Here is a 26,713-nt window from a genome sequence, read left to right as displayed (position 1 = left end):
ACTATGTCGTCCAAACATGATGAGTCCAACACCGATCTGATCCGTGGCAAGGACGTCGATGGTTTCGACGTCTGGTCGCTGCCCAGTTTCGATCCGTTCGTGCCGGAACCCGAGCCGGAACCTGAGCCCGAGCCGCCGGAAATGGAAGAAGTGCCGCTGGATGAAGTCCAGCCACTGACCCTCGAAGAGCTCGAAAGCATTCGCCAGGAGGCTTACAACGAAGGCTTCGCCACGGGCGAGAAAGAAGGTTTCCACAGCACCACGCTCAAGGTCCGTCAGGAAGCCGAGGTGGCCCTGGCCGCCAAGATTGCCGCTCTGGAGCAACTGATGGGCCATCTGTTCGAGCCTATCGCCGAGCAGGACACCTTGATCGAAAAGTCCCTGGTCGACCTGGTGCAGCACATCACCAAACAGGTGATTCAGCGCGAACTCGCCATCGACTCGACGCAGATCGAACACGTCATGCGCGAGGCCCTCAAGCTCTTGCCGCTGGGCGTGGGCAATGTGCGGCTGTACATCAATCCGCAAGATTTCGAACAGGTCAAAGCCCTGCGCGAACGCCATGAAGAAACCTGGCGCATCGTCGAGGACGAGGCGTTGTTGCCCGGCGGTTGCCGGGTCGAGACTGAACACAGCCGCATCGACGCCACGGTCGAAACCCGCGTTGTGCGGGTCATGGACAAGCTCTTCGATCAATTGCACGAACAGGCCTTGCACCCGGCCGAGCCGGATCTGAGCCTGGAACTGCCGATCAGCGACAAGCCAGCGGTCTCGCCGGTCGAACCTGAACCGGATGTTCCCGATGCGCCTTGATCGCACCAGCTTCGCCAAGCGCCTCGGCAGCTACGCCGAGGCCACCGAGCTGGAAGGCGCGCCGATCCTTGAGGGCCGCTTGCTGCGCATGGTCGGCCTGACCCTCGAGGCCGAGGGCTTGCGCGCCGCCATGGGCAGCCGCTGCATGGTCATCAACGACGACAGTTATCACCCGGTGCAGGTCGAAGCCGAAGTCATGGGCTTCTCCGGCAGCAAGGTGTTTCTGATGCCGGTCGGCAGCGTTGCCGGCATCGCTCCCGGTGCCCGTGTGGTTCCTCTGGCCGACACCGGCCGTCTGCCGATGGGCATGAGCATGCTGGGGCGGGTGCTTGATGGCGCCGGTCGCGCGCTGGACGGCAAGGGCGGGATGAAGGCCGAAGACTGGGTGCCGATGGACGGCCCGACCATCAACCCGCTCAAGCGCGAACCGATCAGCGAGCCGCTGGACGTGGGCATTCGCAGCATCAACGGTTTGTTGACGGTCGGTCGCGGTCAGCGTCTGGGCCTGTTCGCCGGTACTGGGGTGGGCAAGAGTGTGCTGCTGGGCATGATGACCCGCTTCACCGAGGCCGACATCATCGTCGTCGGGCTGATCGGTGAGCGGGGTCGTGAAGTTAAAGAATTCATCGAGCACATCCTCGGTGAAGAAGGGCTCAAGCGTTCGGTGGTGGTGGCGTCGCCAGCGGACGATGCGCCGCTGATGCGTCTACGCGCGGCGATGTACTGCACGCGAATCGCCGAGTATTTCCGCGACAAGGGCAAGAACGTCCTGTTGCTCATGGACTCCCTGACCCGTTTCGCCCAGGCCCAGCGGGAAATCGCCCTGGCCATCGGCGAGCCGCCAGCGACCAAGGGTTATCCGCCATCGGTGTTCGCCAAACTGCCGAAACTGGTGGAGCGGGCCGGTAATGCCGAGAAGGGCGGCGGTTCGATCACCGCGTTCTACACCGTACTGTCCGAAGGGGATGACCAACAGGACCCGATTGCCGACGCCGCGCGAGGCGTACTCGACGGGCACATCGTGCTGTCCCGGCGCCTGGCCGAGGAAGGTCATTACCCGGCCATTGATATCGAAGCTTCCATCAGCCGGGTCATGCCGTCGGTGGTTACGCCGGAACACATGATGCGCGCCCAGTATTTCAAGCAACTGTGGTCGCGTTATCAGCAGAGTCGTGACTTGATCAGCGTCGGCGCCTATGTGGCCGGTGGTGATCGGGAAACCGACCTGGCGATCTCCCTGCAACCGCAGCTGGTGAAATACCTGCGCCAGGGCCTGAACGACAGCATCAGCCTGGGCGAAAGCGAAGCCTATCTCGGCACGATTTTCGCTCCCGCGACCGGCGGCTAACCGGCCATGGCCCAGAGTCGCGCCTCGCGCCTGGCCCCCGTGGTCGAAATGGCCGAAAAGGCCGAGAAAACCGCGGTCCTGCGTCTGGGGCACTTCCAGGGGCAGGTCCGTCTGGCCGAAAGTAAACTCGCCGACCTCGAAGCCTTTCGTCTCGACTATCAAGAACAATGGATCGTGCGCGGCAGCAGTGGCGTGTCGGGCCAATGGCTGCTGGGTTATCAAGGCTTCCTGGCGCAACTGGGTACCGCCATCGACCAGCAGCGACAAAGCCTGCTATGGCATCAAAACAACCTGAACAAGGCGCGGGAATCCTGGCAGCAGGCGTTTGCACGGGTCGAAGGCTTGCGCAAACTGGTGTTGCGCTACATGGATGAGGCGCGGCGGCTGGAAGACCGGCGTGAGCAAAAGCTGCTGGATGAGTTGTCCCAGCGGCTGCCGCGTCAGGATCCCTATTGATCAGGCAGGGTTCAACCGTTTTCCCGCCTTGCTCCTGCCCTCGCCAAGTGCTAAACCTTGTACACGTACGTTCACCAATGACAAGGAAGCCGTTAAATGCCAGTTGTTACAGAAGTCTCCCAAAATGGGCAAAAGCTGACGATATCGGTCAAGGGACGGTTCGATTTCGCCAAGCATCAGGAATTTCGCGAGTCCTACGAAAATCTTCAGCCAAAACCTGAATCCTTCGAGGTGGATCTGAAAGACGCTACCTACCTCGACAGCTCAGCGCTCGGCATGCTGTTGCTATTGCGTGATCACGCTGGCGGCGAGAATGCCGAGATCACGTTGACCAACGCTAACGCAGATGTGCGCAAGATCCTCGCCATCTCCAACTTCGAACAAATCTTCGACGTGGCGTGACCGCCATGCAGTCCTTGTTCGAACCGCTGACGATCCTGATCGCCGAAGACAGTGCGGCCGATCGCATGCTGCTGTCGACTATCGTTCGTCGCCAGGGGCATGAGGTGCTGACGGCCGCCAACGGTGCCGAAGCCGTTGAAGCGTTTCGCCAGCAACGACCGCAACTGGTGCTCATGGACGCGATGATGCCGGTGATGGACGGTTTCGAGGCGGCGCGGCAGATCAAGGTATTGGCAGGGGAAACCCTGGTGCCGATCATCTTCCTCACCTCGCTGACCGAAAGCGAAGCGCTGGCCCGCTGTCTGGAGGCCGGGGGCGACGACTTTCTGGCCAAGCCCTACAACCAGGTGATCCTCGCCGCCAAGATCAAGGCGATGGACCGCTTGCGGCGGTTGCAGGCCACGGTGTTGCAGCAGCGCGACCAGATCGCCAGGCACCACGACTACCTGCTCAACGAGCAGCGGGTGGCCAAAGCCGTGTTCGACAAGGTGGCCCACTCCGGCTGTCTGAGTGCGCCAAATATCCGCTACCTGCAATCGCCCTATGCGTTGTTCAACGGCGATCTGCTGCTGGCCGCGTTCACCCCGGCCGGCGACATGCACGTGCTGCTCGGCGATTTTACCGGTCACGGTTTGCCGGCCGCGGTCGGTGCCATGCCTTTGGCCGAAGTTTTCTATGGGATGACCGCCAAGGGTTACGGCCTGTCCGAAACCCTGCGCGAGATGAATGCCAAGCTCAAGCGCATTCTGCCGGTGGACATGTTCTGTTGTGCAACGCTGCTGTGCCTGAGTTTTCAGCGACGCTCGGTGGAGGTCTGGAATGGCGGGATGCCGGACGGTTACCTGCACAGCATCGCCAGCGGTGAGCGAACGCCACTGAGGGCTCGGCATTTGCCGCTCGGCGTGCTGAGTCCGCAATCCTTTGATGACCGCACCGAGGTGTTTCCGATGGCGGTCGGGGATCGGGTCTTCCTGTTGTCCGACGGGGTGATCGATACCTGCGATGCCAACGAACAGTTGTTTGGTGTGGAGCGATTGCAGCGGGTGTTTGCGGCCAATCGTCAGCCTGATGAGTTGTTCGAAGAGATCGAGCAGGCATTGCGGGACTTTCGCGGCGAGGCCCGTGATGACGTGAGCATGGTCGAGGTCAGTCTGCTGGAGGCCGCACAACTGAGCCCGCCGGCGCTGGTGTATTCCGACAGTGGTCAGTCCTGCCCGCTGGACTGGTCAGTGAGTTTCGAATTTCGCGCCGCCACGCTCAAACGCTTCAATCCGCTGCCGTATCTTCTGCAATTGCTGCTTGAGGTCCACGGTCTGCGGGCTCAGAGCGGGGCGCTCTACAGTGTTTTGGCCGAACTGTATTCCAATGCCCTGGAGCATGGGGTGCTGGGGCTGGATTCGGCGCTCAAGCGCGATGCCTCGGGGTTTACCCGCTATTATCAACAACGCAATACACGCCTGGACGAGTTGCAGGACGGATTCGTGCGGGTGCATTTGCAGGTGATACCCAAGGGCGAGGGCGGTTGCCTGACTATTCGGGTTGAAGACAGTGGCAAGGGTTTCGATGTTGCGCGGGTGATGGAGCGGCCCGTCGATGGTGTCCGTCTGTCGGGACGTGGCGTCAGTCTGATCCGTCAGCTGGGCCACAATGCGAGTTGGTCCGACAATGGACGAAGTGCCCGCGTGGAGTTTTTCTGGGAGGCTCTGGCATAATCCACGCATTCTTGATCAAGGAGTGAGCAAGTGGCTGACACGCACCTGGACCGCGACGTGCTGAACGCGTTGCAAGAGGTCATGGAGGATGAGTATCCGACGTTGCTGGATACCTTTCTTGCCGATTCCGAAGAGCGTTTACGCATCTTGCGAATGGCTGAAGATGCCGCGCAACTCATGAATGCTGCCCATAGCTTCAAGGGCAGCAGCAGCAACATGGGCGCCATTCGCCTGGCTGAGTTGTGCCATGAGCTGGAGCAACGCGCCAAGCAAAAAAGTCTCGCTGGCATCGAAAAGCTGATCGGGGAAATTGACGGCGAATTCGCCATCGTCCGACCTCTCTATGAGGCGGAGCGTCAGCGTTCCCTCTCTGCCAATGAGCCCGTCCGGCGCTTTTAGCGCCTGTCACTCAAACCTGGCGCGACCTTTGCAGTATCTTCGTCAACTGTACCTACGATCCCAGTGCAGCGGAGACCGTTCCATGCCCGTTACCCCCAATATGCTTCTTCAGGCCGCCGCGCAGGCCAAGACTCAAGCCGCTTCCGCCAATACACCGGCGCTGGCCGCTGAGCCTGGGGACAAGGCATCCAGCTTCGCTCAGGTCTACGCCAATCAAGCCAGGAACAAACCCTCTGCGGTGGGTGATGGATCGGCCAAGCCGATACGCGATAAAGCGCCGGACAGCCCCGATAAAAAGGACGTCAGCAACGACAAGTCTGCCGCCCCGGAACCTGTGGTTGCCGATAGCGGCAAATCCTTGCCCGCCGATAAACCGGCGCAGGCTGAGGACGAGGCCGCCAGCGACGACGGGTCGGATACTGCGCAGACGCCGGTTGCCGATGCCGCGCCCGTTGACCCGACGCTGGATCCTGCGTTGATGCAGGCAGTACAACCTGCGGTGCCAGCGCCGGTACCGGCAGCTCCGCCCGTTGTAGTCACCCCACAACCGCAGGTCGAGGTGGCTGTGACGGCGGCAACGACTCCGGTCGTTGCAAGCATTGACACCGATTTCGATCCCGAAGCCGATCCCCTCGATGCACTGCCTGCCGTGCGCATGGCCATGGAGCAGGGCGGCCATATTTCGGCTGCGAGTCAGGCCCAGCCCAAAGCGGCACCGACCTCGGCCCAGACCCAGGCCGACGGCGAGTCAACCTCGGCGCAGACCTTCGCCGCCGGCATGGCGAGCATGCTCGATGTGCAAGTCGACAAGGACAGCACCGGCCAGGGCGGCGACAAGGCCTTCGGTGGTCTTATCGATGACGGTCTCAAGGACCTGAAGTCGGCGAGTAGCGATACCCGGGTCGACGATTTCGCCAACCGTCTGGCTGCACTGACCCAGGCGGCCACGCCGAAAACCGCCAACGCATTGCCGGTGAATCAACCGATCGCCATGCATCAGAGCGGCTGGACCGAAGAAGTAGTAAACCGGGTCATGTACCTGTCCAGTGCCAATCTCAAGGCGGCCGACATCCAGTTGCAACCGGCCGAACTGGGGCGCCTGGACATTCGGGTGAACATGGTTCTGGATCAGCAGACCCAAGTGACATTCATGAGTGCCCATCCAAGTGTTCGCGAAGCGCTGGACGGACAAATGCATCGCTTGCGTGACATGTTTGCGCAGCAGGGCATGGGCCAGGTCGACGTCAATGTGTCCGACCAGTCCCGTGGCTGGCAAGGTCAGGGGCAGGAACAGGCTCAACAGGGTCAAAGCCAGGGAGGACGCACCAATGCCAGCGGTGGTCGTCTCGACTCTATGGATGAAGAGCTTGCGCCAACAGTTGCCGAAGTAGCGGCCAGCACCACCAGCGTCATAGGCTCCAGCGCCGTCGACTACTACGCCTGATTTCTCTCCGATCGTTCCCACGCTCTGCGTGGGAATGCCTCAATGGACGCTCCGCGTCCGCTCTTGCATGTGACGCGGAGCGTCACGGGCTGCATTCCCACGCAGAGCGTGGGAACGATCCAATCTGTCCTTCCGGTTTTCCTTCAGACACTTCTGGCATAACACTTGCTCTTGCCTTGCCGTGCGACTGTGAAAACCCGAATAGTGACGGATTATTGGCATGGCGAAGAGCGAAGCAGCAGTAAAAGACCCCGCAACCAAAGGCAAACTCAAGCTGATCATTGTGATCGTGGTGGCCCTGCTGCTGGCGATCGGTTTGTCCGTGGGAGCAACCTGGTTCTTCATGCACAGCGCCCAAAGCAAGCCTGCCGCCGCGGCCGAAACCGCCCCGATCGGCAAGCAGCCAGCGATTTTCGAGCCCATGGCTCCGGCCTTCGTGGCCAATTACAACCAGAACGGTCGTCAGCGATACATGCAGGTGAGCATCACCATGCAGGGTCGCAATCAGGCCGATCTGGAAGCGCTCAAAGTCCACATGCCCGTCATCCGCAATAACCTGGTCATGCTGTTCTCCGGGCAAGACTTCGCCACCCTGGCGTCGCCGGTCGGCCAGGAAATGCTGCGTCAGAAAGCCACGGCCAGCGTCCAGGAAGTAGCGCAGAAAGAACTCGGCAAAGTGGTCATCGAACAGTTGCTTTTCACTAATTTCGTACTGCAGTAGGAACACGACATGGCCGTGCAGGACCTGCTGTCCCAGGATGAGATCGATGCGCTGTTGCATGGCGTCGACGATGGTCTGGTACAGACCGATACCGCTGCTGAACCCGGCAGTGTCAAAAGCTACGACCTGACCAGCCAGGATCGCATCGTCCGCGGACGCATGCCGACCCTGGAGATGATCAACGAGCGTTTCGCCCGTTACACCCGCATCAGCATGTTCAACATGCTGCGCCGCTCGGCGGACGTTGCCGTCGGTGGCGTGCAGGTGATGAAGTTCGGCGAATACGTACACTCGCTGTACGTGCCGACCAGCCTCAACCTGGTCAAGATCAAACCGTTGCGCGGCACCGCGTTGTTCATCCTCGACGCCAAACTGGTGTTCAAACTGGTGGACAACTTCTTCGGCGGCGACGGCCGTCACGCGAAGATCGAAGGGCGTGAATTCACCCCCACCGAACTGCGTGTGGTGCGCATGGTGCTGGAACAGGCCTTCGTCGATTTGAAGGAAGCCTGGCAGGCGATCATGGAAGTGAACTTCGAGTACATCAACTCGGAAGTGAACCCGGCCATGGCCAACATCGTCGGTCCGAGCGAAGCCATTGTGGTGTCGACCTTCCACATCGAACTCGATGGCGGTGGCGGCGACCTGCACGTGACCATGCCGTACTCGATGATCGAGCCTGTACGCGAAATGCTCGATGCCGGCTTCCAGTCGGACCTCGACGATCAGGATGAACGCTGGGTCAACGCCTTGCGCCAGGACGTGCTGGACGTTGACGTTCCGATCGGTGCCACGGTTGCCCGTCGTCAGTTGCGCCTGCGGGACATTCTGCACATGCAGCCGGGGGACATTATCCCGGTCGAGATGCCGGAAGAGATGATCATGCGCGCCAACGGCGTGCCTGCGTTCAAGGTCAAGATGGGCTCGCACAAAGGCAACCTCGCGTTGCAAGTGATCGAGCCGATCGAGCGCCGCTGACCGGCGCTCCAAAACCCCCTGTGCTTTTAACTGACGGCTCCTGATTGAATGGATGCCCGCCGAGGACAAATTGATGGCTAACGATATGAACACCCAGGACGACCAGGCGCTGGCCGATGAATGGGCTGCGGCCCTGGAAGAAACCGGTGACGCCGGGCAGGACGATATCGACGCCTTGCTGGCCGCCGATGCCGCCAGTTCGCCGTCCAACCGTCTGCCGATGGAAGAGTTCGGCAGCGTGCCGAAAAACAACAATCCAGTCACTCTGGACGGTCCTAACCTGGACGTGATCCTCGACATTCCGGTGTCGATTTCCATGGAAGTCGGCAGCACTGATATCAACATCCGCAACCTGCTGCAGCTTAACCAGGGTTCGGTGATCGAGCTCGATCGTCTGGCCGGTGAACCGCTGGACGTGCTGGTCAACGGCACGCTCATCGCTCACGGTGAAGTGGTAGTGGTCAACGAGAAGTTCGGCATCCGCCTGACCGACGTGATCAGCCCAAGCGAACGCATCAAGAAGCTGCGCTGAGTGAAAAAGGTACTGGGGTTTGTGCTGGCGTTGCCGTTCAGTGTTCTGGCAGCCGAGCCGGTAGCGACCGCTACTGCGGCCGCCGCGCCGGCGGTCAGCAGTGGTGTGGCCGGGCAATTGACGCAGTTGGTGTTCGGTTTGCTGCTGGTGCTGGGGTTGATCTTCTTCCTCGCCTGGTTGCTGCGTCGGGTGCAACAGGCCGGACCCGCCGGCAAGGGGCAGGTGATCGAGCTGATCGGTTCCCGCGCGCTGGGCCCGCGTGACCGTCTGATGCTGGTGCAGGTCGGCAACGAGCAGATTCTGCTTGGCTTGAGCCCCGGCACCATCACCGCATTGCACGTGCTCAAGGAACCGGTGCAAGTGCCCGGCGGGACTGAAAAAGCGACCCCCGAGTTTGCCCAGCGCCTGATGGAGCTGATGGGCAAGGATCATAAGGATAAGAAGTAATGGGTGCGCTACGCATCATCTTGACGCTTGCCCTGATGCTGGCCGCGCCGCTGGCGGTCGCCGCCGATCCGTTGTCGATCCCGGCGATTACCCTGGGTACCAATGCCGACGGTGCTCAGGAGTATTCGGTCAGCCTGCAAATTCTGCTGATCATGACGGCGCTGAGTTTTATCCCGGCGTTCGTCATGCTGATGACCAGTTTCACCCGGATCATCATCGTCTTCTCGATCCTGCGTCAGGCCCTGGGCCTGCAGCAAACACCGTCTAACCAGATCCTCACGGGCATGGCGCTGTTCCTGACCCTGTTCATCATGGCGCCGGTATTCGACCGGGTTAATCAGGATGCCTTGCAGCCGTATCTGGCGGAGAAACTCACCGCTCAAGACGCCGTGGCCAAGGCGCAGGTGCCGATCAAGGGCTTCATGCTCGCCCAGACTCGCACTAGCGATCTGGAGCTGTTCATGCGCTTGTCCAAACGCACTGATATTGCGTCGCCGGATCAGGCGCCGCTGACAATTCTGGTCCCGGCGTTCGTCACGTCCGAGCTGAAAACCGCGTTCCAGATTGGCTTCATGATCTTCATTCCGTTCCTGATCATCGACCTGGTCGTGGCCAGTGTCCTGATGGCGATGGGTATGATGATGCTCTCGCCGCTGATTATTTCCCTGCCATTCAAGATCATGCTGTTCGTGCTGGTGGATGGCTGGGCGTTGATCATCGGTACGCTGGCGAGCAGCTTCGGCGGTGTATCGCCATGACGCCAGAAGTTGCGGTAGACATCTTCCGGGAAGCACTGTGGCTGACCACCATGATGGTTGCCGTGCTGGTGATTCCGAGTTTGCTCGTGGGTCTGTTGGTGGCGATGTTCCAGGCCGCTACGCAGATCAACGAACAGACCCTGAGCTTCCTGCCGCGTCTGCTGGTGATGCTGGTGACGTTGATCGTCGCCGGTCCGTGGCTGGTGCAGACCTTCATGGAATACATCCTGCAGTTGTACGGCAGTATTCCTCAGGTCATCGGCTAAACCATGTCGCTGCTCCAGCTGACCGATACCCAGATCAGTACCTGGGTGGCGACGTTCATGCTGCCGCTGTTTCGTATCGGTGCCTTGCTGATGGTCATGCCGGTTTTCGGTACGACTCTGGTACCTACGCGGGTGCGCCTTTATTTCGCCCTGGCGATCACGGTAGTGATTGCTCCCGGGTTGCCGCCGATGCCGTCGGTCAATGCGCTGGACCTGAGCGGGCTGCTGCTGATTGCCGAGCAGATCCTCATCGGCGCGGTGCTGGGTTTCTCCTTGCAGCTGTTCTTCCAGGCCTTCGTGGTCGCCGGGCAGATTGTTTCTATCCAGATGGGCATGGGCTTCGCTTCGATGGTCGACCCTACCAACGGCGTCTCGGTGGCGGTGATCGGGCAGTTCTTCACCATGCTGGTGACGCTGTTGTTCCTGTCCATGAACGGCCATCTGGTGGTGTTCGAAATCCTCACCGAAAGCTTCACTACGCTGCCGGTCGGTAGCGGGTTGATGGTCAATCATTTCTGGGAGCTGGCCGGCAAGCTCGGCTGGGTCCTCGGTGCCGCGCTGTTGCTGGTGTTGCCGGCGATCACTGCGTTGCTGGTGGTCAACATTGCGTTTGGCATCATGACCCGGGCGGCGCCACAACTGAACATCTTCTCCATCGGCTTCCCGCTGACACTGGTGCTCGGGCTGTTCATCGTCTGGGTCGGGCTGGCGGACATCATCAATCAGTATCAACCGCTGGCCTCCGAGGCTTTGCAGTTGTTACGCGAACTGGCACGGGCGCGCTGAGTCATGGCTGAGAGCGAAAGCGGTCAGGACAAAACAGAAGACCCCACGGAGAAGCGCAAAAAAGACTCCCGTGAGAAGGGTGAGATCGCGCGTTCAAAAGAGCTCAACACCCTTGCGATCATGATTGCCGGTTCCGTCGCGCTGCTGATTTTCGGCGGGGCGCTGGCGCAAGACTTGATGGAATTGATGCGGCAGAATTTCTCCCTGTCGCGTGAAGTCATTCTCGATCAGCGCTCCATGAGCACTTACCTGTTGAATTCAGGGCTGACAGCCTTGCTGGCGATTCAGCCGATCATGATCACCCTGGTGCTGGCAGCGTTGATCGGGCCGATCTCCCTTGGTGGATGGCTATTCGCAGCGGGTTCCCTGGCACCGAAATTCAGTCGGATGAACCCTGCCGCCGGCCTCAAGCGAATGTTTTCGTTCAAGGCGGTGGCGGAGCTGCTTAAGGCGTTTGCGAAGTTTTTGATCATCCTGGCTGTGGCTATGCAGGTGTTATCGTCAGACATCGATGACCTGATACGCATCGCCCACGAACCGTTGGAGCTGGCCGTCATTCACTGCCTGCAGGTAGTGGGCTGGAGTACGTTATGGATGTCTTGCGGGCTAATCATCATCGCCGCGGTGGACGTGCCGGTGCAGCTTTGGGAAAGCCACAAGAAACTGCTGATGACCAAGCAGGAAGTGCGTGACGAGCATAAAGATCAGGAAGGGAAGCCAGAGGTTAAACAACGGATTCGCCAGCTGCAGCGCGAAATGTCCCAGCGCCGGATGATGGCGGCGATTCCCGACGCCGATGTGGTCATCACCAACCCGACCCACTACGCCGTAGCGCTCAAGTACGATCCGGACAAGGGTGGGGCGCCGATGCTGATCGCCAAGGGCAGCGACTTCCTGGCCTTGAAGATCCGTGAAATCGCAGTGGCCAACGAAGTGCTGCTGCTAGAGTCGCCGGCACTGGCGCGTTCGATCTACTACTCCACCGAACTTGACCAGGAAATCCCTGGCGGGCTCTACCTTGCCGTCGCGCAGGTGCTCGCTTACGTCTACCAGATCCGCCAGCACCGCGCCGGCAAGGGCAAACGCCCGGATCCGCTCAAGGACGACCTGCCGATTCCGCCGGACCTGCGGCGCGATTCCTGAGGTCCGCGCTTGTAGCAGCTGTCGAGCCTGCGAGGCTGCGTCCGGCTGCGCAGCAGTCGTAAACCTTTGCGAGAACTTCGTTCTCGGACGCAGCCTCGCAGGCTCGACAGCTGCTACAAAAGCTCATTACACCCCTCTATTTCCCGCCTCGGCAAAAGTTGGAAGGCTTCTTGCAGTAGCGGCTCTGCGCCTGCTTCAGGCGTCAAAAAGTTTGCTTTAAAGGAACGGGGAAAACCGGTGGATCGCTCTCAGTTATTCAACAGTGCTCGCACAAACGTTGCCGACTTAAGTCGAGGCAATCTGGGTGTGCCGTTGTTGCTGCTGGTCATGCTGGCGATGATGATGTTGCCGGTGCCGCCGTTCCTGCTGGACGTGTTCTTCACGTTCAACATCGCGTTGTCGATTGTCGTCTTGCTGGTCTGTGTTTACGCGTTGCGGCCACTGGATTTCGCGGTGTTCCCGACCATTCTGCTGGTGGCGACCCTGTTGCGACTGGCGCTGAACGTGGCCTCCACGCGAGTGGTGATGCTCCACGGTCAGGACGGCCATGCCGCCGCCGGTAAGGTGATCCAGGCGTTCGGCGAGGTGGTGATCGGCGGCAACTACGTGGTCGGTATCGTCGTCTTCGCGATTTTGATGATCATCAACTTTGTCGTGGTGACCAAGGGTGCCGGGCGGATTTCCGAGGTGAGTGCGCGTTTCACCCTCGATGCGATGCCCGGTAAACAAATGGCCATCGACGCCGACTTGAACGCCGGCCTGATCGATCAGAACCAGGCCAAACTGCGGCGGATGGAAGTGGCACAGGAAGCCGAGTTCTACGGTTCCATGGACGGTGCCAGCAAGTTCGTTCGCGGTGACGCCATTGCCGGCCTGCTGATTCTGTTCATCAACCTGATCGGCGGCATGGCGGTTGGTATCTTCCAGCACGGCATGAGCTTCGGCGATGCCGGCAAGGTTTACGCACTGCTGACCATCGGTGACGGTTTGGTGGCGCAATTGCCATCACTGCTTTTATCTACAGCTGCAGCGATCATGGTAACCCGTGCTTCCGGTTCGGAAGACATGGGCAAGCAGATCAATCGCCAGATGTTCGCCTCGCCCAAAGCGTTGGCCGTGGCGGCGGGTTTGATGGCGGTGATGGGCCTCGTGCCGGGCATGCCGCACTTTTCCTTTCTCAGCATGGCGGCCCTGGCGGCTGGCGGCGCGTACCTGTTCTGGAAGAAGCAGAACGTGGTCAAGGTTCAGGCCCTGCAAGAGGTCAAGCGTCAACAGGAACTGCTGCCATCGCCCGCTCGCGCTCAGGAAACCAAGGAGCTTGGCTGGGATGACGTCACTCCGATCGACATGATCGGCCTGGAAGTCGGCTACCGGCTGATTCCGCTGGTGGACCGCAATCAGGGTGGTCAATTGCTGGCGCGGATCAAGGGCGTGCGCAAGAAGCTGTCCCAGGACCTGGGCTTCCTGATGCCGACCGTGCATATCCGTGACAACCTCGACCTGGCGCCGAGTGCCTATCGCCTGACCCTGATGGGGGTGATCCTGGCCGAAGCGGAGATTTACCCGGACCGCGAGCTGGCGATCAACCCGGGGCAGGTCTACGGTACGCTCAACGGCATTACCGCCAAAGATCCGGCTTTCGGTCTTGAGGCGGTCTGGATCGAAATCAGCCAGCGTGCCCAGGCGCAATCCCTCGGTTACACCGTGGTCGATGCCAGTACGGTAGTGGCAACCCACTTGAACCAGATTCTGTACAAGCACTCGAGTGAGTTGATCGGTCACGAAGAAGTGCAGCAACTCATGCAATTGCTGGCCAAAAGCTCGCCAAAACTCGCCGAAGAGCTGGTGCCTGGTGTGGTGTCTCTGTCTCAGTTGCTCAAGGTTTTGCAGGCGTTGCTGGCCGAACAGGTGCCAGTACGGGACATTCGCAGCATTGCCGAGGCCATCGCCAACAATGCCAGCAAGAGTCAAGATACTGCCGCGCTGGTGGCTGCGGTGCGCGTCGGCGTATCCCGCGCAATCGTCCAAAGCATTGTAGGCACTGACTCCGAGCTACCAGTGATCACCCTGGAGCCAAGGTTGGAACAAATATTGCTCAATAGTCTTCAGAAGGCAGGACAAGGCTCGGAAGAGGGTGTTCTGTTGGAGCCAAGCATGGCTGAGAAACTGCAACGCTCGTTGATCGATGCGGCGCAGCGTCAGGAAATGCAAGGTCAACCGGTGATTCTGCTGGTAGCCGGTCCGGTTCGCGCGATGCTGTCGCGATTCGGCCGATTGGCAGTCCCGGGTTTGCATGTGTTGGCTTACCAGGAAATTCCTGACAACAAGCAAGTGACCATCGTTGCGACAGTAGGGCCCAACGGCTGAGGTAGTGGTTTATGCAAGTTAAGCGTTTTTTCGCCGCCGATATGCGTCAGGCCATGAAGCTGGTTCGTGATGAGCTGGGCGCTGATGCCGCCATCATTGGCAACCGCCGGATCGCCGGTGGTGTCGAGCTGACGGCTGCCCTGGATTACAAGTTGTCGGCGCTGGCTCCGCGCGTTCCGAACATGGAACTCGAAGACGAGCTGCGCAAGACCCAATCGCGGATCGTCACCGCCCAGGCCGAACTGAGCCTGCGCAGCGATGGTGAGAGCGATAAGTCCACCAATCGCCAATTGTTCGCCGGCCTGCCACTGACCGCCGCCGAGCCGCTGATCGAGCCAACCTACACCGAACCCCGTCGCCCTGCGCCGGCTGCGGCACCTGCCTCCGGTGGCGTTGACCCACGGGCGTTCGACTCGATGCGTTTCGAACTCAACAGCCTGCGCGAACTGATGGAAGTGCAACTCGGTTCCCTGGCCTGGAATCAGCTGCAAGGCAGCCGTCCGGCCCAGGCCAATCTTTGGCGTCGCCTGCAACGCATCGGTCTGTCCGGCCCGTTGTCGCGCGATTTGCTGGCGCTGATTACCGATATTGAAGAACCTCGTCAGGCCTGGCGCATGTTGTTGGCACACCTGGCGCGGATGATCGTCACACCCGAAGTCGAGCCTCTGGAAGAGGGCGGCGTGATTGCCATGGTCGGCCCTGCCGGCATGGGCAAGACCACCACCCTGGCCAAGCTCGCGGCCCGTTACGTGCTCAAGTACGGCGCGCAGAATATCGCGCTGGTCAGCATGGACAGCTACCGTATTGGTGCTCAGGAGCAACTCAAGACGTTGGGCCGGATCCTCAATGTGTCAGTGACGCATGTCGATCCGGGCCAGTCGCTGGTGCAGGCGCTGGAGCCTTTGCTGCGCAAACGCGTGGTGCTTATCGATACCGCGGGCCTTCAGGCCAGCGATCCGGCACTGCGCATGCAGCTCGAAAGCCTGGCCGGTCGTGGCATCAAATCGAAAAATTATCTGGTTTTGGCAACCACCAGCCAGAAACAGGTTCTAACGGCCGCTTATCACAGTTACAAGCGTTGTGGGCTCGCTGGCTGCATCCTGACTAAACTGGATGAAACGGCAAGTCTGGGCGAGGTGTTGAGCCTGGCCATCAGTCATGAATTGCCGGTGGCCTACCTGACCGATGGCCCGCGGATTCCGGATGATTTGCATCTACCGCGTCGTCATCAGTTGGTCAGTCGCGCCGTCAGCGTGCAAATGCAAGAAGAACCCAGCGAAGAAGCCATGGCTGACATGTTCGCTGATATTTACCACAGCCCGACCAAGCAGGTCGGCTGAGGTATTAATGAACAGTTTTTGTACCTACATCGATGGTCTGCCATGCATTGTTCAGTTCGTGAACGCGCAGCCAGTAATGTGGCCTCCGTCTAAGTAAGACAAGGTAAAGAAAATTCATGGGCAGCATGCATCCCGTACAGGTGATCGCGGTGACCGGCGGCAAAGGTGGCGTCGGGAAGACTAACGTGTCAGTGAACTTGTCCCTGGCTCTAGCAGAGCTCGGTCGACGCGTCATGCTGTTGGACGCCGATCTGGGGCTGGCGAACGTCGACGTCCTGCTGGGACTGACACCCAAACGTACTTTGGCCGACGTGATCGAAGGCCGCTGCGAGCTGCGCGACGTTCTGTTGCAGGGCCCTGGCGGCATTCGCATCGTCCCGGCCGCGTCCGGCACACAGAGCATGGTTCATTTGAGCCCGGCCCAACACGCCGGCCTGATCCAGGCGTTCAGCGATATCGGCGACAACCTTGACGTACTGGTGATCGACACCGCTGCGGGCATTGGTGACTCGGTAGTCAGTTTCGTTCGCGCCGCGCAAGAAGTGTTGCTGGTGGTCTGCGACGAACCGACCTCGATCACAGATGCCTATGCACTGATCAAACTGCTGAACCGCGATTACGGCATGAACCGCTTCCGCGTCCTGGCCAACATGGCCCAGAGCCCGCAGGAAGGTCGCAACCTGTTCGCCAAGTTGACCAAGGTCACGGATCGCTTCCTGGACGTCGCCTTACAATACGTCGGCGCGGTGCCTTACGACGAAAGCGTGCGCAAGGCTGTGCAGAAGCAGCGCGCCGTCTACGAAGCCTTCCCGCGGTCCAAGTGCTCACTGGCGTTCAAGGCCATTGCACAAAAGGTCGATACCTGGCCGCTGCCTGCCAACCCGCGCGGGCACCTGGAGTTTTTCGTCGAGCGCCTCGTGCAACAAACCGCAGGACCTGTGCTATGACAGCCAGTGGCTACAACCTCTACAAGAAGTCGGCACGTGACGCGCAGTACGAGCTGATCGAGCGTTACGCGCCACTGGTTAAACGCATTGCCTACCACTTGCTGGCACGTCTGCCAGCCAGTGTCCAGGTTGAAGATCTGATCCAGGCCGGGATGATCGGCCTGCTTGAAGTGTCGACCAAATACGACGCCAGCAAAGGCGCGAGTTTCGAGACGTACGCGGGCATTCGAATCCGCGGCGCGATGCTCGATGAAGTACGCAAGGGGGACTGGGCGCCACGTTCGGTCCACCGCAATACCCGGATGGTCAGCGACGCAATTCGCTCGATTGAAGCTAAAACCGGCCGTGACGCTAAAGATCACGAAGTTGCGGCCGAACTCCAATTGAGTCTCGACGATTATTACGGGATTTTGAACGACACCCTGGGCAGCCGGTTATTCAGTTTCGACGATCTGTTGCAGGACGGCGAACACGAAGGGCTGCACGAGGATGGCGCGAGTGCTCATCTCGAGCCGTCACGCGATCTGGAAGATGAACGCTTCCAGGCGGCGCTGGCGGACGCGATTGCCAATTTGCCGGAGCGTGAGCGACTGGTGTTGGCGCTGTACTACGACGAAGAGTTGAATCTCAAGGAAATCGGTGAGGTCCTGGGGGTCAGCGAATCTCGGGTCAGCCAGTTACACAGCCAGTGCGCGGCCCGCTTGCGGGGGCGTTTGGGGGAGTGGCGAGCGCGCTGAAGGCAGTGTGGGGACACTGCGAGCGGGACCGGTGTGGGATTAACTGCACCGGTCGCGATCTGTTGTGCTCCAGACAGTCATTGAGTGCTTTGCCGGATTGATTGAAATGGCGCGTCCAGGTGCTGGGCGCGTTTAAGACTGCTTGGAGGTCGAATTGGACAAGAACATGAAAATCCTCATCGTTGATGACTTCTCAACGATGCGGCGGATCATTAAAAACCTGTTGCGTGACCTTGGGTTCACCAACACGGTCGAGGCCGATGATGGCACTACTGCCATTCCGGTTCTCAACAGCGGCAGCATCGACTTTCTGGTAACAGACTGGAACATGCCTGGCATGACCGGTATCGATCTGCTGCGCCACGTGCGTGCCGATGAAAAGCTCAAGCACCTGCCGGTGCTGATGGTGACCGCTGAAGCCAAGCGCGAGCAGATCATCGAGGCAGCCCAGGCCGGTGTTAACGGCTATGTGGTCAAGCCCTTCACGGCCCAGGCGTTGAAAGAAAAAATCGAAAAGATTTTCGAACGCATCGGTTGAGAAACTGCGCCACGGGGGAGCTATGGAGCATTACGAATCTTCACAGGGCGATTTCGAGTTGACCCTGAAAAAACACGCTGTCGAACTGGTCGAAAGCCTTGAAAAAGGCAGGTTCGGCGACGCCGTGCAACTGATCCATGAGCTCAACCAGACCCGTGACCGCGGCCTGTATCAGGAAGTGGGCAAGCTCACTCGCGAGCTGCATAGCGCGATCGTCAATTTCCAGATTGACCCGAACATGCCGCAAGCCGAGGAAGTCTCGCAGATCACGGATGCCACCGAGCGTCTGGGTTATGTGGTCAAGCTGACCGAGGCGGCTGCCAACCGCACCATGGACCTGGTGGAAAACGCCACGCCGCTGGTCAACGGCCTGAGCAACGAAGCCCAGGCCTTGAGCACCGATTGGGGACGGTTCATGCGTCGCGAAGTCGGGGCTGAAGAGTTCCGCGAGCTGGCTCGGCGAGTCGACGGTTTCCTGACACGCAGCAGCGAAGACAATCGCGTTGTGTCGAGCAACCTCAACGATATTCTGCTCGCTCAGGATTACCAGGACCTCACCGGTCAGGTGATCAAGCGTGTGACCCAATTGGTCACCGAAGTTGAAAGCAACCTGCTCAAGCTCGTGCTTATGGCCAGTCAGGTGGACCGCTTTGCGGGCATCGAACATGACCGTGAAGCGATGCTGGCAGAAAAAGATCCGCAAAAACATCTCTCTCAGGGTGAAGGTCCGCAGATTCATGCCGATAAAAGAGAAGACGTTGTGTCCGGTCAGGACGATGTAGACGATTTGCTTTCCAGCCTTGGATTCTAGGAGCACCCCTACACATGAGCTTCGGCGCCGATGAAGAGATCCTTCAGGATTTCCTGGTTGAGGCCGGCGAGATTCTAGAGCAACTGTCCGAACAGCTGGTCGAGCTTGAAAGCCGACCTGATGATGCGGATTTGCTCAATGCAATTTTTCGCGGTTTTCACACTGTAAAAGGAGGCGCCGGCTTCCTCCAGCTCAACGAGCTGGTGGAGTGCTGTCACATCGCCGAGAACGTGTTCGACATCCTTCGCAAGGGTGAACGTCGCGTCGACTCGGAACTGATGGACGTGGTTCTCGAAGCGCTGGATGCGGTGAACGGCATGTTTACCGAAGTCCGTGAGCGCAGCCCGATCACGGCTGCCACGCCAGAATTGCTTGCGGCACTGGCCCGTCTGGCCGAGCCGCAAACTGAAGAAGCCGCGCCAGTTGCCGAAGTGGTCGAAACACCGGCGGCTGAAGGCGACATCACCGATAACGAATTCGAACAACTGCTGGACTCGCTGAACGCCGTCAAGGCTCAGGCAGAAGCCCCGGCAGCCGTGCCAGCGCCGAGCAGCAATGCGGCAGCCAGCGACGAAATCACCGATGCCGAGTTCGAGTCGTTGCTCGATCAACTGCACGGTAAAGGTCAGTTCGCCGTCGATGCGGTGGCCCCGGCGCCAGCCGCACCGGCTGCCCCGAAAGCGGCAGGCGACAGCTCCGATATCACCGACGACGAGTTCGAAGCACTGCTCGATCAGTTGCACGGCAAGGGCAACTTTGCCGTTGATGCGCTGGAATCGGCCATTGCTGCGGTCCCGGCCCCGGCTGCGCCCACCGCTAAAGCGGCCGGCGGCGATTTGATCTCCGATCACGAGTTCGAATCGCTGCTCGACGAATTGCACGGCAAAGGCAAGTTCACTGAGGTTGGCACTGGCGCAGTGGTTTCTGCTCCTGTCGCCAAGGCGCCAGCACCGGCTGCGAAACCCGTTGCCAAAGCGCCCGAGCCTAAAGCCGAAGCGCCGAAGCCTGCCGCTGCTGCTGCCCCGGCTCCGGCGCGTGCCCCGTCCGCGCCGCCACCGGAAAAACCGGCCAGCGAAGCCGAAACCACCGTGCGGGTCGATACCGCGCGTCTCGACGAAATCATGAACATGGTCGGCGAGTTGGTACTGGTGCGTAACCGCTTGGTCCGTCTGGGCCTCAACAGCGGCGACGAAGCCATGTCCAAGGCCGTGTCGAACCTCGACGTGGTCACGGCCGACCTGCAAACCGCGGTCATGAAGACCCGGATGCAACCGATCAAGAAGGTCTTCGGACGTTTCCCGCGTCTGGTTCGCGACCTGGCTCGCCAGCTCAAGAAAGAGATCAACCTGGAACTGGTCGGCGAAGAAACCGACCTCGACAAGAACCTCGTCGAGGCCCTGGCCGACCCGCTGGTCCACTTGGTGCGCAACTCGGTCGACCACGGTATTGAAGAGCCGGCCGAACGTGAAGCGATGGGCAAGCCTCGCAGCGGCAAGGTGATCCTGTCCGCTGAGCAGGAAGGCGACCACATCCTGCTGTCGATCTCCGATGACGGCAAGGGCATGGACGCCGATGTTCTGCGCGGCATTGCCGTGAAGAAAGGCTTGATGGACAAGGATGCAGCGGATCGCCTCAGCGAATCCGATTGCTTCAACCTGATCTTCGCGCCGGGTTTCTCGACCAAGACCGAAATTTCCGATGTCTCCGGACGCGGCGTGGGCATGGACGTGGTGAAAACCAAAATCGCCCAGCTCAACGGCACCATCAATATCTATTCGACCAAGGGCAAGGGCTCGAAGATCGTCATCAAGGTCCCGTTGACCCTGGCGATCATGCCGACGCTGATGGTCATGCTGGGCAACCAGGCGTTTGCGTTCCCGCTGGTGAACGTCAACGAGATCTTCCACCTCGACCTGTCGCGCACCAACGTGGTGGACGGCCAGGAAGTGGTGATCGTGCGGGACAAGGCGCTGCCATTGTTCTACCTCAAACGCTGGCTGGTCAGCTCCGCCGCTCACGAAGAGCAGCGCGAAGGCCATGTGGTGATCCTTTCGGTGGGCACTCAGCGGATCGGCTTCGTCGTCGATCAACTGGTGGGCCAGGAAGAAGTGGTCATCAAGCCATTGGGCAAAATGCTCCAGGGAACCCCAGGCATGTCCGGCGCCACCATCACCGGTGACGGCCGCATTGCGCTGATTCTCGATGTTCCGAGCATGCTCAAGCGTTACGCCGCACGGCGTATTTGATTCTGGTGGGGCGGGGCGACTGAGCCTCGCTCCGTCTAACGGAGTGTTTATGGCAGTTAAAGTCCTGGTGGTGGACGATTCGGGGTTTTTCCGCCGCCGCGTCTCGGAAATTCTTTCAGCGGATCCGAATATCCAGGTCGTCGGCACGGCGACCAACGGAAAAGAGGCGATTGATCAGGCGCTGGCCCTCAAGCCAGACGTGATCACCATGGACTACGAGATGCCGATGATGGATGGCATCACGGCGGTGCGGCACATCATGCAGCGTTGCCCGACGCCGGTGTTGATGTTCTCCTCGCTGACCCATGAAGGCGCTCGGGTAACCCTCGATGCGCTGGACGCCGGCGCGGTGGATTTCCTGCCGAAGAATTTCGAAGACATCTCCCGTAACCCGGAGAAGGTCAAGCAACTGCTGTGCGAGAAGATTCTCAGCATCTCGCGCAGTAACCGTCGCGCCAACACCTACAGCGCTCCGGCACCTGTCGCCGCACCCGCTCCGACGCCTGTACCTTCGAGCGTCAGCAGCTACGGCAGCAGCGCGCCTGCGCGTCCGGCACCGGCTCCGATTCCGGCGCGTACCCACGCGCCAGCCTCGTCGTCGCCCGCGCCGAAACGTAAAGCCTACAAACTGGTCGCCATCGGTACGTCCACTGGTGGCCCGGTTGCCTTGCAGCGGGTTTTGACCCAGTTGCCGGCCAACTTCCCCGCACCGATCGTATTGATCCAACACATGCCGGCTGCCTTTACCAAGGCCTTCGCCGAGCGTCTGGACAAGCTCTGCCGCATCAGCGTCAAGGAAGCCGAGGATGGCGACATCCTGCGTCCGGGCCTGGCGTTGCTGGCGCCGGGTGGCAAGCAAATGATGATCGACGGCCGTGGCGCGGTGAAAATCCTCCCGGGCGACGAACGTCTGAACTACAAGCCGTGCGTGGACATCACCTTCGGTTCCGCAGCCAAGTCCTACGGTGACAAAGTTCTGGCGGTCGTATTGACCGGCATGGGCGCCGATGGTCGTGAAGGCGCGCGCCTGCTCAAGCAGGGCGGCAGCTCGATCTGGGCTCAGGATGAAGCCAGCTGCGTGATCTACGGCATGCCGATGGCCATCGTCAAAGCTGAACTCGCCGACGCGGTGTACGGCCTGGACGATATCGGCAAGCATCTGGTCGAGGCTTGTATCTGATGGATGTTTTAAGCCTTATCGGGATCATCCTGGCGTTCGTCGCCATCATCGGTGGCAACTACCTTGAAGGCGGCCATCTCGGCGCCCTGGCCAACGGCCCGGCGGCGTTGATCGTTATCGGCGGAACCGTCGGTGCGGCGCTGTTGCAGGCGCCGATGAGCGCTTTCAAGCGCGCCATGCAGATTCTGGCCTGGATCCTGTTCCCTCCGCGCATCGACCTCGCCGGTGGCGTCGATCGCGTCGTCAACTGGAGCCTGACCGCACGCAAGGAAGGCTTGCTCGGTCTGGAAGGGGTGGCCGACGCCGAATCTGACAACTACGCGCGCAAAGGCCTGCAACTGCTGGTGGACGGCGCCGAGCCGGAAGCGATTCGCAGCATCCTGGAAGTGGATTTCTACACCCAGGAAAGCCGCGACATCGAAGCCGCCAAAGTCTTCGAAAGCATGGGCGGCTACGCGCCGACCATCGGCATCATCGGTGCGGTGATGGGCCTGATCCACGTGATGGGCAACCTGGCCGATCCATCGCAACTGGGTAGCGGCATTGCCGTGGCCTTTGTCGCGACCATCTACGGCGTGGCCAGTGCCAACCTGGTGCTGCTGCCGATTGCCGCCAAACTCAAGTCCGTCGCTTTGCGGCAGTCGCGTTATCGCGAAATGTTGTTGGAAGGCATTCTGTCGATCGCCGAAGGTGAAAACCCTCGCTCTATTGAGTTGAAGCTTCAGGGCTTCATGGATTGATGGGGGTAATGGACCATGGCACGTCGCCGGCAACCTGAAGAACATGTAAACCATGAACGTTGGCTGGTTTCGTACGCCGACTTCATTACATTGCTGTTCGCTTTCTTCGTGGTGATGTACTCGATCTCTTCGATCAACGAAGGCAAGTACAAGGTCATCTCGGAAGCGTTGATTGGCGTGTTCACCGATTCGGATCGTGCCCTCAAGCCGATCCCTATCGGCGACGAGCGACCGAAGACCGTGACCCCGGCCAAGCCGCTGGTCAAAGACGCCGAGCAGGTCGACGCCGGTATCGCAGGTGCCAGCGATCCGCTCAAAAGCATCGCCGACGACATCAGCGCCGCGTTCGGCGACTTGATCAGCTCCAACCAGATGACCATTCGTGGCAACGAGCTGTGGGTCGAGATCGAACTCAATTCCAGCCTGTTGTTCGGCAGTGGCGACGCCATGCCCAGCGACATTGCGTTCAACATCATCGACAAGGTTGCCGCGATTCTGAAGCCGTTCGACAACCCGATTCACGTCGAAGGTTTCACTGACGATCAACCGATCCGCACCGCGCAATACCCGACCAACTGGGAGCTGTCCTCGGCCCGGTCGGCGAGCATCGTGCGCATGCTGGCGATGCAGGGTGTGAACCCCGGTCGCCTGGCGTCGGTGGGTTATGGCGAGTTCCAGCCAGTGGCCAACAACGCGACTGCCGAGGGCCGGGCGCGTAACCGTCGCGTCGTGCTGGTGGTGTCACGAAATCTCGATGTACGCCGCAGCCTCACGGGAACCGGAACCGCCAATGCTAAACCGGATGCCGCGTTGAAGCGTGCTGGCACACAAACTGCACCGACCCCGGTCAAGTCGCCGGGACGAGAGAGTGCCGTCAATTCTCCGTCACCCGCATTAATACGTTGAGCTTTTCCTCGGTCGACCATTTCGACCGGGAGGAACAATCCGAATGAGAGTCTGGGCAGTCGCCAATCAAAAGGGTGGTGTTGGTAAAACCACTTCCTCTATCGCTTTAGCCGGTTTACTGGCCGAGGCAGGCAAGCGCGTGGTTGTGGTCGATCTCGACCCCCACGGCTCCATGACCAGCTACTTCGGTTACGACCCCGACAGCTTGGAACACAGCAGCTACGACCTGTTCCTGCACAAGGGCAGTGTGCCGCAAGGCCTGCCCGGTCAGTTGTTGTTGCCGACCAGCCACGAGAGTATTTCCCTGTTGCCGTCGAGCACCGCGCTCGCGACCCTCGAGCGTCAGTCGCCGGGGCAGAGTGGCCTGGGCCTGGTGATTGCCAAGAGCCTGGCGCAACTTTGGCAGGACTTCGATTACGCCGTGATCGACAGCCCGCCGTTGCTCGGCGTGCTAATGGTCAATGCCTTGGCGGCGAGCCAGCAATTGGTGATCCCGGTGCAGACCGAACATTTGGCAGTCAAAGGCCTGGAACGCATGGTCAACACCCTGGCGATGATCAATCGTTCGCGTAAACAGGCGCTGCCGTTCAGCATCGTGCCGACCTTGTTCGACCGCCGCACGCAGGCGTCCCTCGGCACGCTGCGGGTGTTGCGCGACAAATACCCGGAAGACATCTGGCAGGGCTACATCCCGGTCGATACTCGCTTGCGTGATGCCAGTCGTGCTGGCGTGACGCCTTCGCAGTTCGACGGCAAGAGCCGTGGGGTGCTGGCTTATCGCGCGTTGCTCAAGCATTTGCTGGCCGCACAACTTGTTCCGCAGGTGGCGTGAGATGAACCGCCCGGTAAAAATCACCTCACGCCCGCAACTGGCTCTCCAGTCTTATCTGGACAGTTTGCTGATGGAGGCGACCGAAGAGTTGCCGTCGCAAACCGAAGCGCTGGTTGAAATCGTTGAGGTTGTTGAAGCTGTCGAAGTTGAAGCTGCGCTGGACGAGTTCCAGGCAGCGGTACTCGAAGAGCAGGCTCGCGATGCGCAGAAACCCGCCGTGGTTGCCGCGCCGGTAGCAGCGCCCGTGGCGAAAGCACCGGTAGCTGTGATCGAAGCGCCAGCGCCGGTTCTCGCGCCGGTATCGACCATCGCACCGTTGCTGCAAGCCTTGGTGCCAGCGGTGGTCGAAGTCCACCTGCCACCGAGCAACACGCCACCGCCAGTGGAAACCGATGGTCGCCCGTCCTGGGCCGCCGAGCCATTCGAATGCCTGTTGTTCGATGTCGCCGGGCTGACCCTGGCGGTGCCGCTGGTGTGTCTGGGTTCTATTTATTCTTTGGCCGGTCACGAGCTGACACCGCTGTTCGGTCAGCCGGAATGGTTCCTCGGGATCCTGCCGAGCCAGGCCGGCAACCTGAAAGTATTGGACACCGCGCGTTGGGTCATGCCCGACCGTTACCGCGACGATTTCCGTCAGGGCCTGCAATACGTTATTTCGGTTCAGGGCTACGAGTGGGGACTGGCGGTGCATCAGGTCAGCCGTTCGTTGCGCCTGGACCCGAACGAAATCAAATGGAGAAGTCATCGAGGTCAGCGGCCATGGCTCGCCGGCACGGTGATTGAGCACATGTGTGCGCTGCTGGACGTTTCCGCCCTGGCCGAGTTGATCGCCAGCGGCGGGGCAAAGCACATGGGCAGCAGCAAGCCGCTACACAAACCGACATAGCTGCCGACATAACAAGTATGCGACGGCATTGTTGAATGCCGCCAACAGAACACACACCGCCAGAAGCGGTTTTTCGAGGGGTCAGGGTATGAGTAATCAAGCGACGAATGCAAAAGGTTCTGAAGATCCGATCCTGCAATGGGTGACCTTCAAACTGGACAATGAAACCTACGGCATCAACGTGATGCGCGTTCAGGAAGTCCTGCGTTACACCGAGATCGCCCCGGTCCCGGGTGCCCCGAGCTACGTGCTGGGCATCATCAACCTGCGCGGTAACGTGGTCACCGTGATCGACACCCGTCAGCGCTTCGGCCTGATGAATGCTGAGATCAGCGATAACACCCGTATCGTCATCATTGAAGCCGACAAGCAAGTGGTCGGAATCATGGTCGACAGCGTGGCCGAAGTGGTTTACCTGCGTCAGTCGGAAATCGAGACCGCGCCGAACGTCGGTAACGAAGAATCCGCCAAGTTCATTCAAGGCGTGTGCAACAAGAACAACGAACTGCTGATCCTGGTCGAGCTGGACAAGATGATGAGCGAAGAAGAATGGTCGGATCTGGAGAACATCTGATTGATTCTTGAGGTAGCGGTCATTGTCCTGTTCCTCTTTTGGGCAGGCACGCTGGCGATGTTTCTGGCGTACATACGAGGCCAACGACTGATCGCCGCGCAACAGGCCCAGGGCGATGCGCTGCGCGATCAGCGCATCAAGGACCTGGCCCGGCGTGTCGAGGACTACCAGAGCGGCAACGTGCGCATGGGTGAAGACCTGCACGAACTGCGCGCGGTGGTCGGCCCGTTGCCGGACAAACTGGCTCAGCTGGAACAACGCGACCCGTCGAGCCTGTCGTTTGCCCAGGCGGCGCGATTGGTCGGGATGGGGGCTACCGTTGATGAGCTGACTCAGTCTTGCGGTTTGACCCAGGCTGAAGCGGAGTTGATGCGTAAGCTGCACAAGAACTGATTTTTGCGTTT

Annotated in this window: 29 protein-coding genes; all 29 read left to right on the top strand. The window is 60.0% G+C overall.

What is annotated here, in order from left to right:
* Positions 1 to 3 precede the first annotated feature (3 nt).
* A complete protein-coding gene (gene fliH, locus ACMXYI_RS29725; protein ID WP_415770632.1) occupies positions 4 to 813 on the top strand; it encodes a flagellar assembly protein FliH in 810 nt (269 codons plus the stop codon).
* The gene (fliI, locus tag ACMXYI_RS29720) at positions 803 to 2,161 is read left to right on the top strand and encodes a flagellar protein export ATPase FliI (RefSeq protein WP_415770630.1); all 1,359 of its coding nucleotides are present in this window, start codon (positions 803 to 805) and stop codon (positions 2,159 to 2,161) included. The genes fliH and fliI overlap by 11 nt, the downstream gene beginning before the upstream one ends.
* Before the next feature lie 6 nt (positions 2,162 to 2,167).
* Positions 2,168 to 2,617 (top strand): flagellar export protein FliJ, encoded by a 450-nt coding sequence (fliJ, locus tag ACMXYI_RS29715; protein WP_415770628.1) that lies wholly within the window; start codon positions 2,168 to 2,170, stop codon positions 2,615 to 2,617.
* Between the two features lie 96 nt (positions 2,618 to 2,713).
* Entirely contained in the window at positions 2,714 to 3,019 is a 306-nt protein-coding gene (locus ACMXYI_RS29710; RefSeq protein WP_415770626.1) for an STAS domain-containing protein, read from the top strand.
* Between the two features lie 5 nt (positions 3,020 to 3,024).
* Positions 3,025 to 4,731 (top strand): ATP-binding SpoIIE family protein phosphatase, encoded by a 1,707-nt coding sequence (locus ACMXYI_RS29705; RefSeq protein WP_415770624.1) that lies wholly within the window; start codon positions 3,025 to 3,027, stop codon positions 4,729 to 4,731.
* A gap of 30 nt (positions 4,732 to 4,761) precedes the next feature.
* Positions 4,762 to 5,130, top strand: coding sequence for an Hpt domain-containing protein (locus tag ACMXYI_RS29700; protein WP_415770622.1), 369 nt, complete (start codon positions 4,762 to 4,764; stop codon positions 5,128 to 5,130).
* 82 nt (positions 5,131 to 5,212) lie between these two features.
* Entirely contained in the window at positions 5,213 to 6,574 is a 1,362-nt protein-coding gene (locus tag ACMXYI_RS29695; RefSeq protein ID WP_415770620.1) for a flagellar hook-length control protein FliK, read from the top strand.
* A 220-nt stretch (positions 6,575 to 6,794) separates the two neighbouring features.
* Entirely contained in the window at positions 6,795 to 7,295 is a 501-nt protein-coding gene (gene fliL, locus ACMXYI_RS29690) for a flagellar basal body-associated protein FliL (protein WP_415770619.1), read from the top strand.
* Positions 7,296 to 7,304: 9 nt separating this feature from the next.
* Entirely contained in the window at positions 7,305 to 8,273 is a 969-nt protein-coding gene (fliM, locus tag ACMXYI_RS29685) for a flagellar motor switch protein FliM (protein WP_008024584.1), read from the top strand.
* A gap of 73 nt (positions 8,274 to 8,346) precedes the next feature.
* A complete protein-coding gene (gene fliN / locus ACMXYI_RS29680; protein ID WP_415770617.1) occupies positions 8,347 to 8,805 on the top strand; it encodes a flagellar motor switch protein FliN in 459 nt (152 codons plus the stop codon).
* Positions 8,806 to 9,252 carry a flagellar biosynthetic protein FliO gene (fliO, locus tag ACMXYI_RS29675; RefSeq protein ID WP_309676313.1) on the top strand — a complete coding sequence of 149 codons (447 nt, stop codon included), beginning with the start codon at positions 8,806 to 8,808 and terminating at the stop codon, positions 9,250 to 9,252.
* Positions 9,252 to 10,010, top strand: a complete 759-nt coding sequence (gene fliP / locus ACMXYI_RS29670) for a flagellar type III secretion system pore protein FliP (RefSeq protein ID WP_415770615.1) — start codon at positions 9,252 to 9,254, stop codon at positions 10,008 to 10,010. The genes fliO and fliP overlap by 1 nt, the downstream gene beginning before the upstream one ends.
* A complete protein-coding gene (fliQ, locus tag ACMXYI_RS29665) occupies positions 10,007 to 10,276 on the top strand; it encodes a flagellar biosynthesis protein FliQ (RefSeq protein WP_007948918.1) in 270 nt (89 codons plus the stop codon). The genes fliP and fliQ overlap by 4 nt, the downstream gene beginning before the upstream one ends.
* Before the next feature lie 3 nt (positions 10,277 to 10,279).
* Positions 10,280 to 11,062, top strand: coding sequence for a flagellar biosynthetic protein FliR (gene fliR, locus ACMXYI_RS29660; RefSeq protein WP_415770614.1), 783 nt, complete (start codon positions 10,280 to 10,282; stop codon positions 11,060 to 11,062).
* 3 nt (positions 11,063 to 11,065) lie between these two features.
* On the top strand, positions 11,066 to 12,205 hold the full coding sequence (gene flhB / locus ACMXYI_RS29655) for a flagellar biosynthesis protein FlhB (RefSeq protein WP_415770612.1): 1,140 nt from the start codon (positions 11,066 to 11,068) through the stop codon (positions 12,203 to 12,205).
* Positions 12,206 to 12,442: 237 nt separating this feature from the next.
* Positions 12,443 to 14,572 (top strand): flagellar biosynthesis protein FlhA, encoded by a 2,130-nt coding sequence (flhA, locus tag ACMXYI_RS29650; RefSeq protein WP_129442203.1) that lies wholly within the window; start codon positions 12,443 to 12,445, stop codon positions 14,570 to 14,572.
* 11 nt (positions 14,573 to 14,583) lie between these two features.
* On the top strand, positions 14,584 to 15,912 hold the full coding sequence (flhF, locus tag ACMXYI_RS29645) for a flagellar biosynthesis protein FlhF (RefSeq protein WP_033055998.1): 1,329 nt from the start codon (positions 14,584 to 14,586) through the stop codon (positions 15,910 to 15,912).
* Between the two features lie 116 nt (positions 15,913 to 16,028).
* A complete protein-coding gene (gene fleN, locus ACMXYI_RS29640) occupies positions 16,029 to 16,859 on the top strand; it encodes a flagellar synthesis regulator FleN (protein WP_008001746.1) in 831 nt (276 codons plus the stop codon).
* The gene (gene fliA, locus ACMXYI_RS29635) at positions 16,856 to 17,596 is read left to right on the top strand and encodes an RNA polymerase sigma factor FliA (protein WP_007894214.1); all 741 of its coding nucleotides are present in this window, start codon (positions 16,856 to 16,858) and stop codon (positions 17,594 to 17,596) included. Before fleN ends, fliA begins: the two co-directional genes overlap by 4 nt.
* A 166-nt stretch (positions 17,597 to 17,762) precedes the next feature.
* Positions 17,763 to 18,134 carry a chemotaxis response regulator CheY gene (locus ACMXYI_RS29630; RefSeq protein WP_003183998.1) on the top strand — a complete coding sequence of 124 codons (372 nt, stop codon included), beginning with the start codon at positions 17,763 to 17,765 and terminating at the stop codon, positions 18,132 to 18,134.
* 22 nt (positions 18,135 to 18,156) lie between these two features.
* The gene (locus ACMXYI_RS29625) at positions 18,157 to 18,945 is read left to right on the top strand and encodes a protein phosphatase CheZ (protein WP_415770609.1); all 789 of its coding nucleotides are present in this window, start codon (positions 18,157 to 18,159) and stop codon (positions 18,943 to 18,945) included.
* Positions 18,946 to 18,959: 14 nt separating this feature from the next.
* Positions 18,960 to 21,191 (top strand): chemotaxis protein CheA, encoded by a 2,232-nt coding sequence (locus tag ACMXYI_RS29620; RefSeq protein WP_415770607.1) that lies wholly within the window; start codon positions 18,960 to 18,962, stop codon positions 21,189 to 21,191.
* Positions 21,192 to 21,240: 49 nt separating this feature from the next.
* The gene (locus tag ACMXYI_RS29615) at positions 21,241 to 22,371 is read left to right on the top strand and encodes a protein-glutamate methylesterase/protein-glutamine glutaminase (RefSeq protein WP_415770605.1); all 1,131 of its coding nucleotides are present in this window, start codon (positions 21,241 to 21,243) and stop codon (positions 22,369 to 22,371) included.
* A complete protein-coding gene (locus ACMXYI_RS29610) occupies positions 22,371 to 23,111 on the top strand; it encodes a flagellar motor protein (protein WP_415770603.1) in 741 nt (246 codons plus the stop codon). Before ACMXYI_RS29615 ends, ACMXYI_RS29610 begins: the two co-directional genes overlap by 1 nt.
* A 15-nt stretch (positions 23,112 to 23,126) precedes the next feature.
* Entirely contained in the window at positions 23,127 to 24,017 is an 891-nt protein-coding gene (gene motD, locus ACMXYI_RS29605; RefSeq protein WP_008155811.1) for a flagellar motor protein MotD, read from the top strand.
* Positions 24,018 to 24,060: 43 nt separating this feature from the next.
* Entirely contained in the window at positions 24,061 to 24,849 is a 789-nt protein-coding gene (locus ACMXYI_RS29600; RefSeq protein WP_415770601.1) for a ParA family protein, read from the top strand.
* A 1-nt stretch (position 24,850) separates the two neighbouring features.
* Positions 24,851 to 25,735 (top strand): CheW domain-containing protein, encoded by an 885-nt coding sequence (locus tag ACMXYI_RS29595; RefSeq protein ID WP_415770599.1) that lies wholly within the window; start codon positions 24,851 to 24,853, stop codon positions 25,733 to 25,735.
* Positions 25,736 to 25,823: 88 nt separating this feature from the next.
* Complete coding sequence (locus ACMXYI_RS29590) at positions 25,824 to 26,309, top strand: chemotaxis protein CheW (RefSeq protein ID WP_008155806.1); 486 nt, start codon at positions 25,824 to 25,826, stop codon at positions 26,307 to 26,309.
* On the top strand, positions 26,310 to 26,702 hold the full coding sequence (locus ACMXYI_RS29585; RefSeq protein ID WP_415770598.1) for a DUF2802 domain-containing protein: 393 nt from the start codon (positions 26,310 to 26,312) through the stop codon (positions 26,700 to 26,702). It abuts the gene before it with no gap.
* Positions 26,703 to 26,713 lie beyond the last annotated feature (11 nt).

Source organism: Pseudomonas lyxosi (genome assembly GCF_047758685.1).
Classification (GTDB): Bacteria; Pseudomonadota; Gammaproteobacteria; order Pseudomonadales; family Pseudomonadaceae; genus Aquipseudomonas; species Aquipseudomonas lyxosi.
Note: the sequence above shows the minus strand (reverse complement) of the source record. Positions and strands in the feature narration are given on the sequence as shown.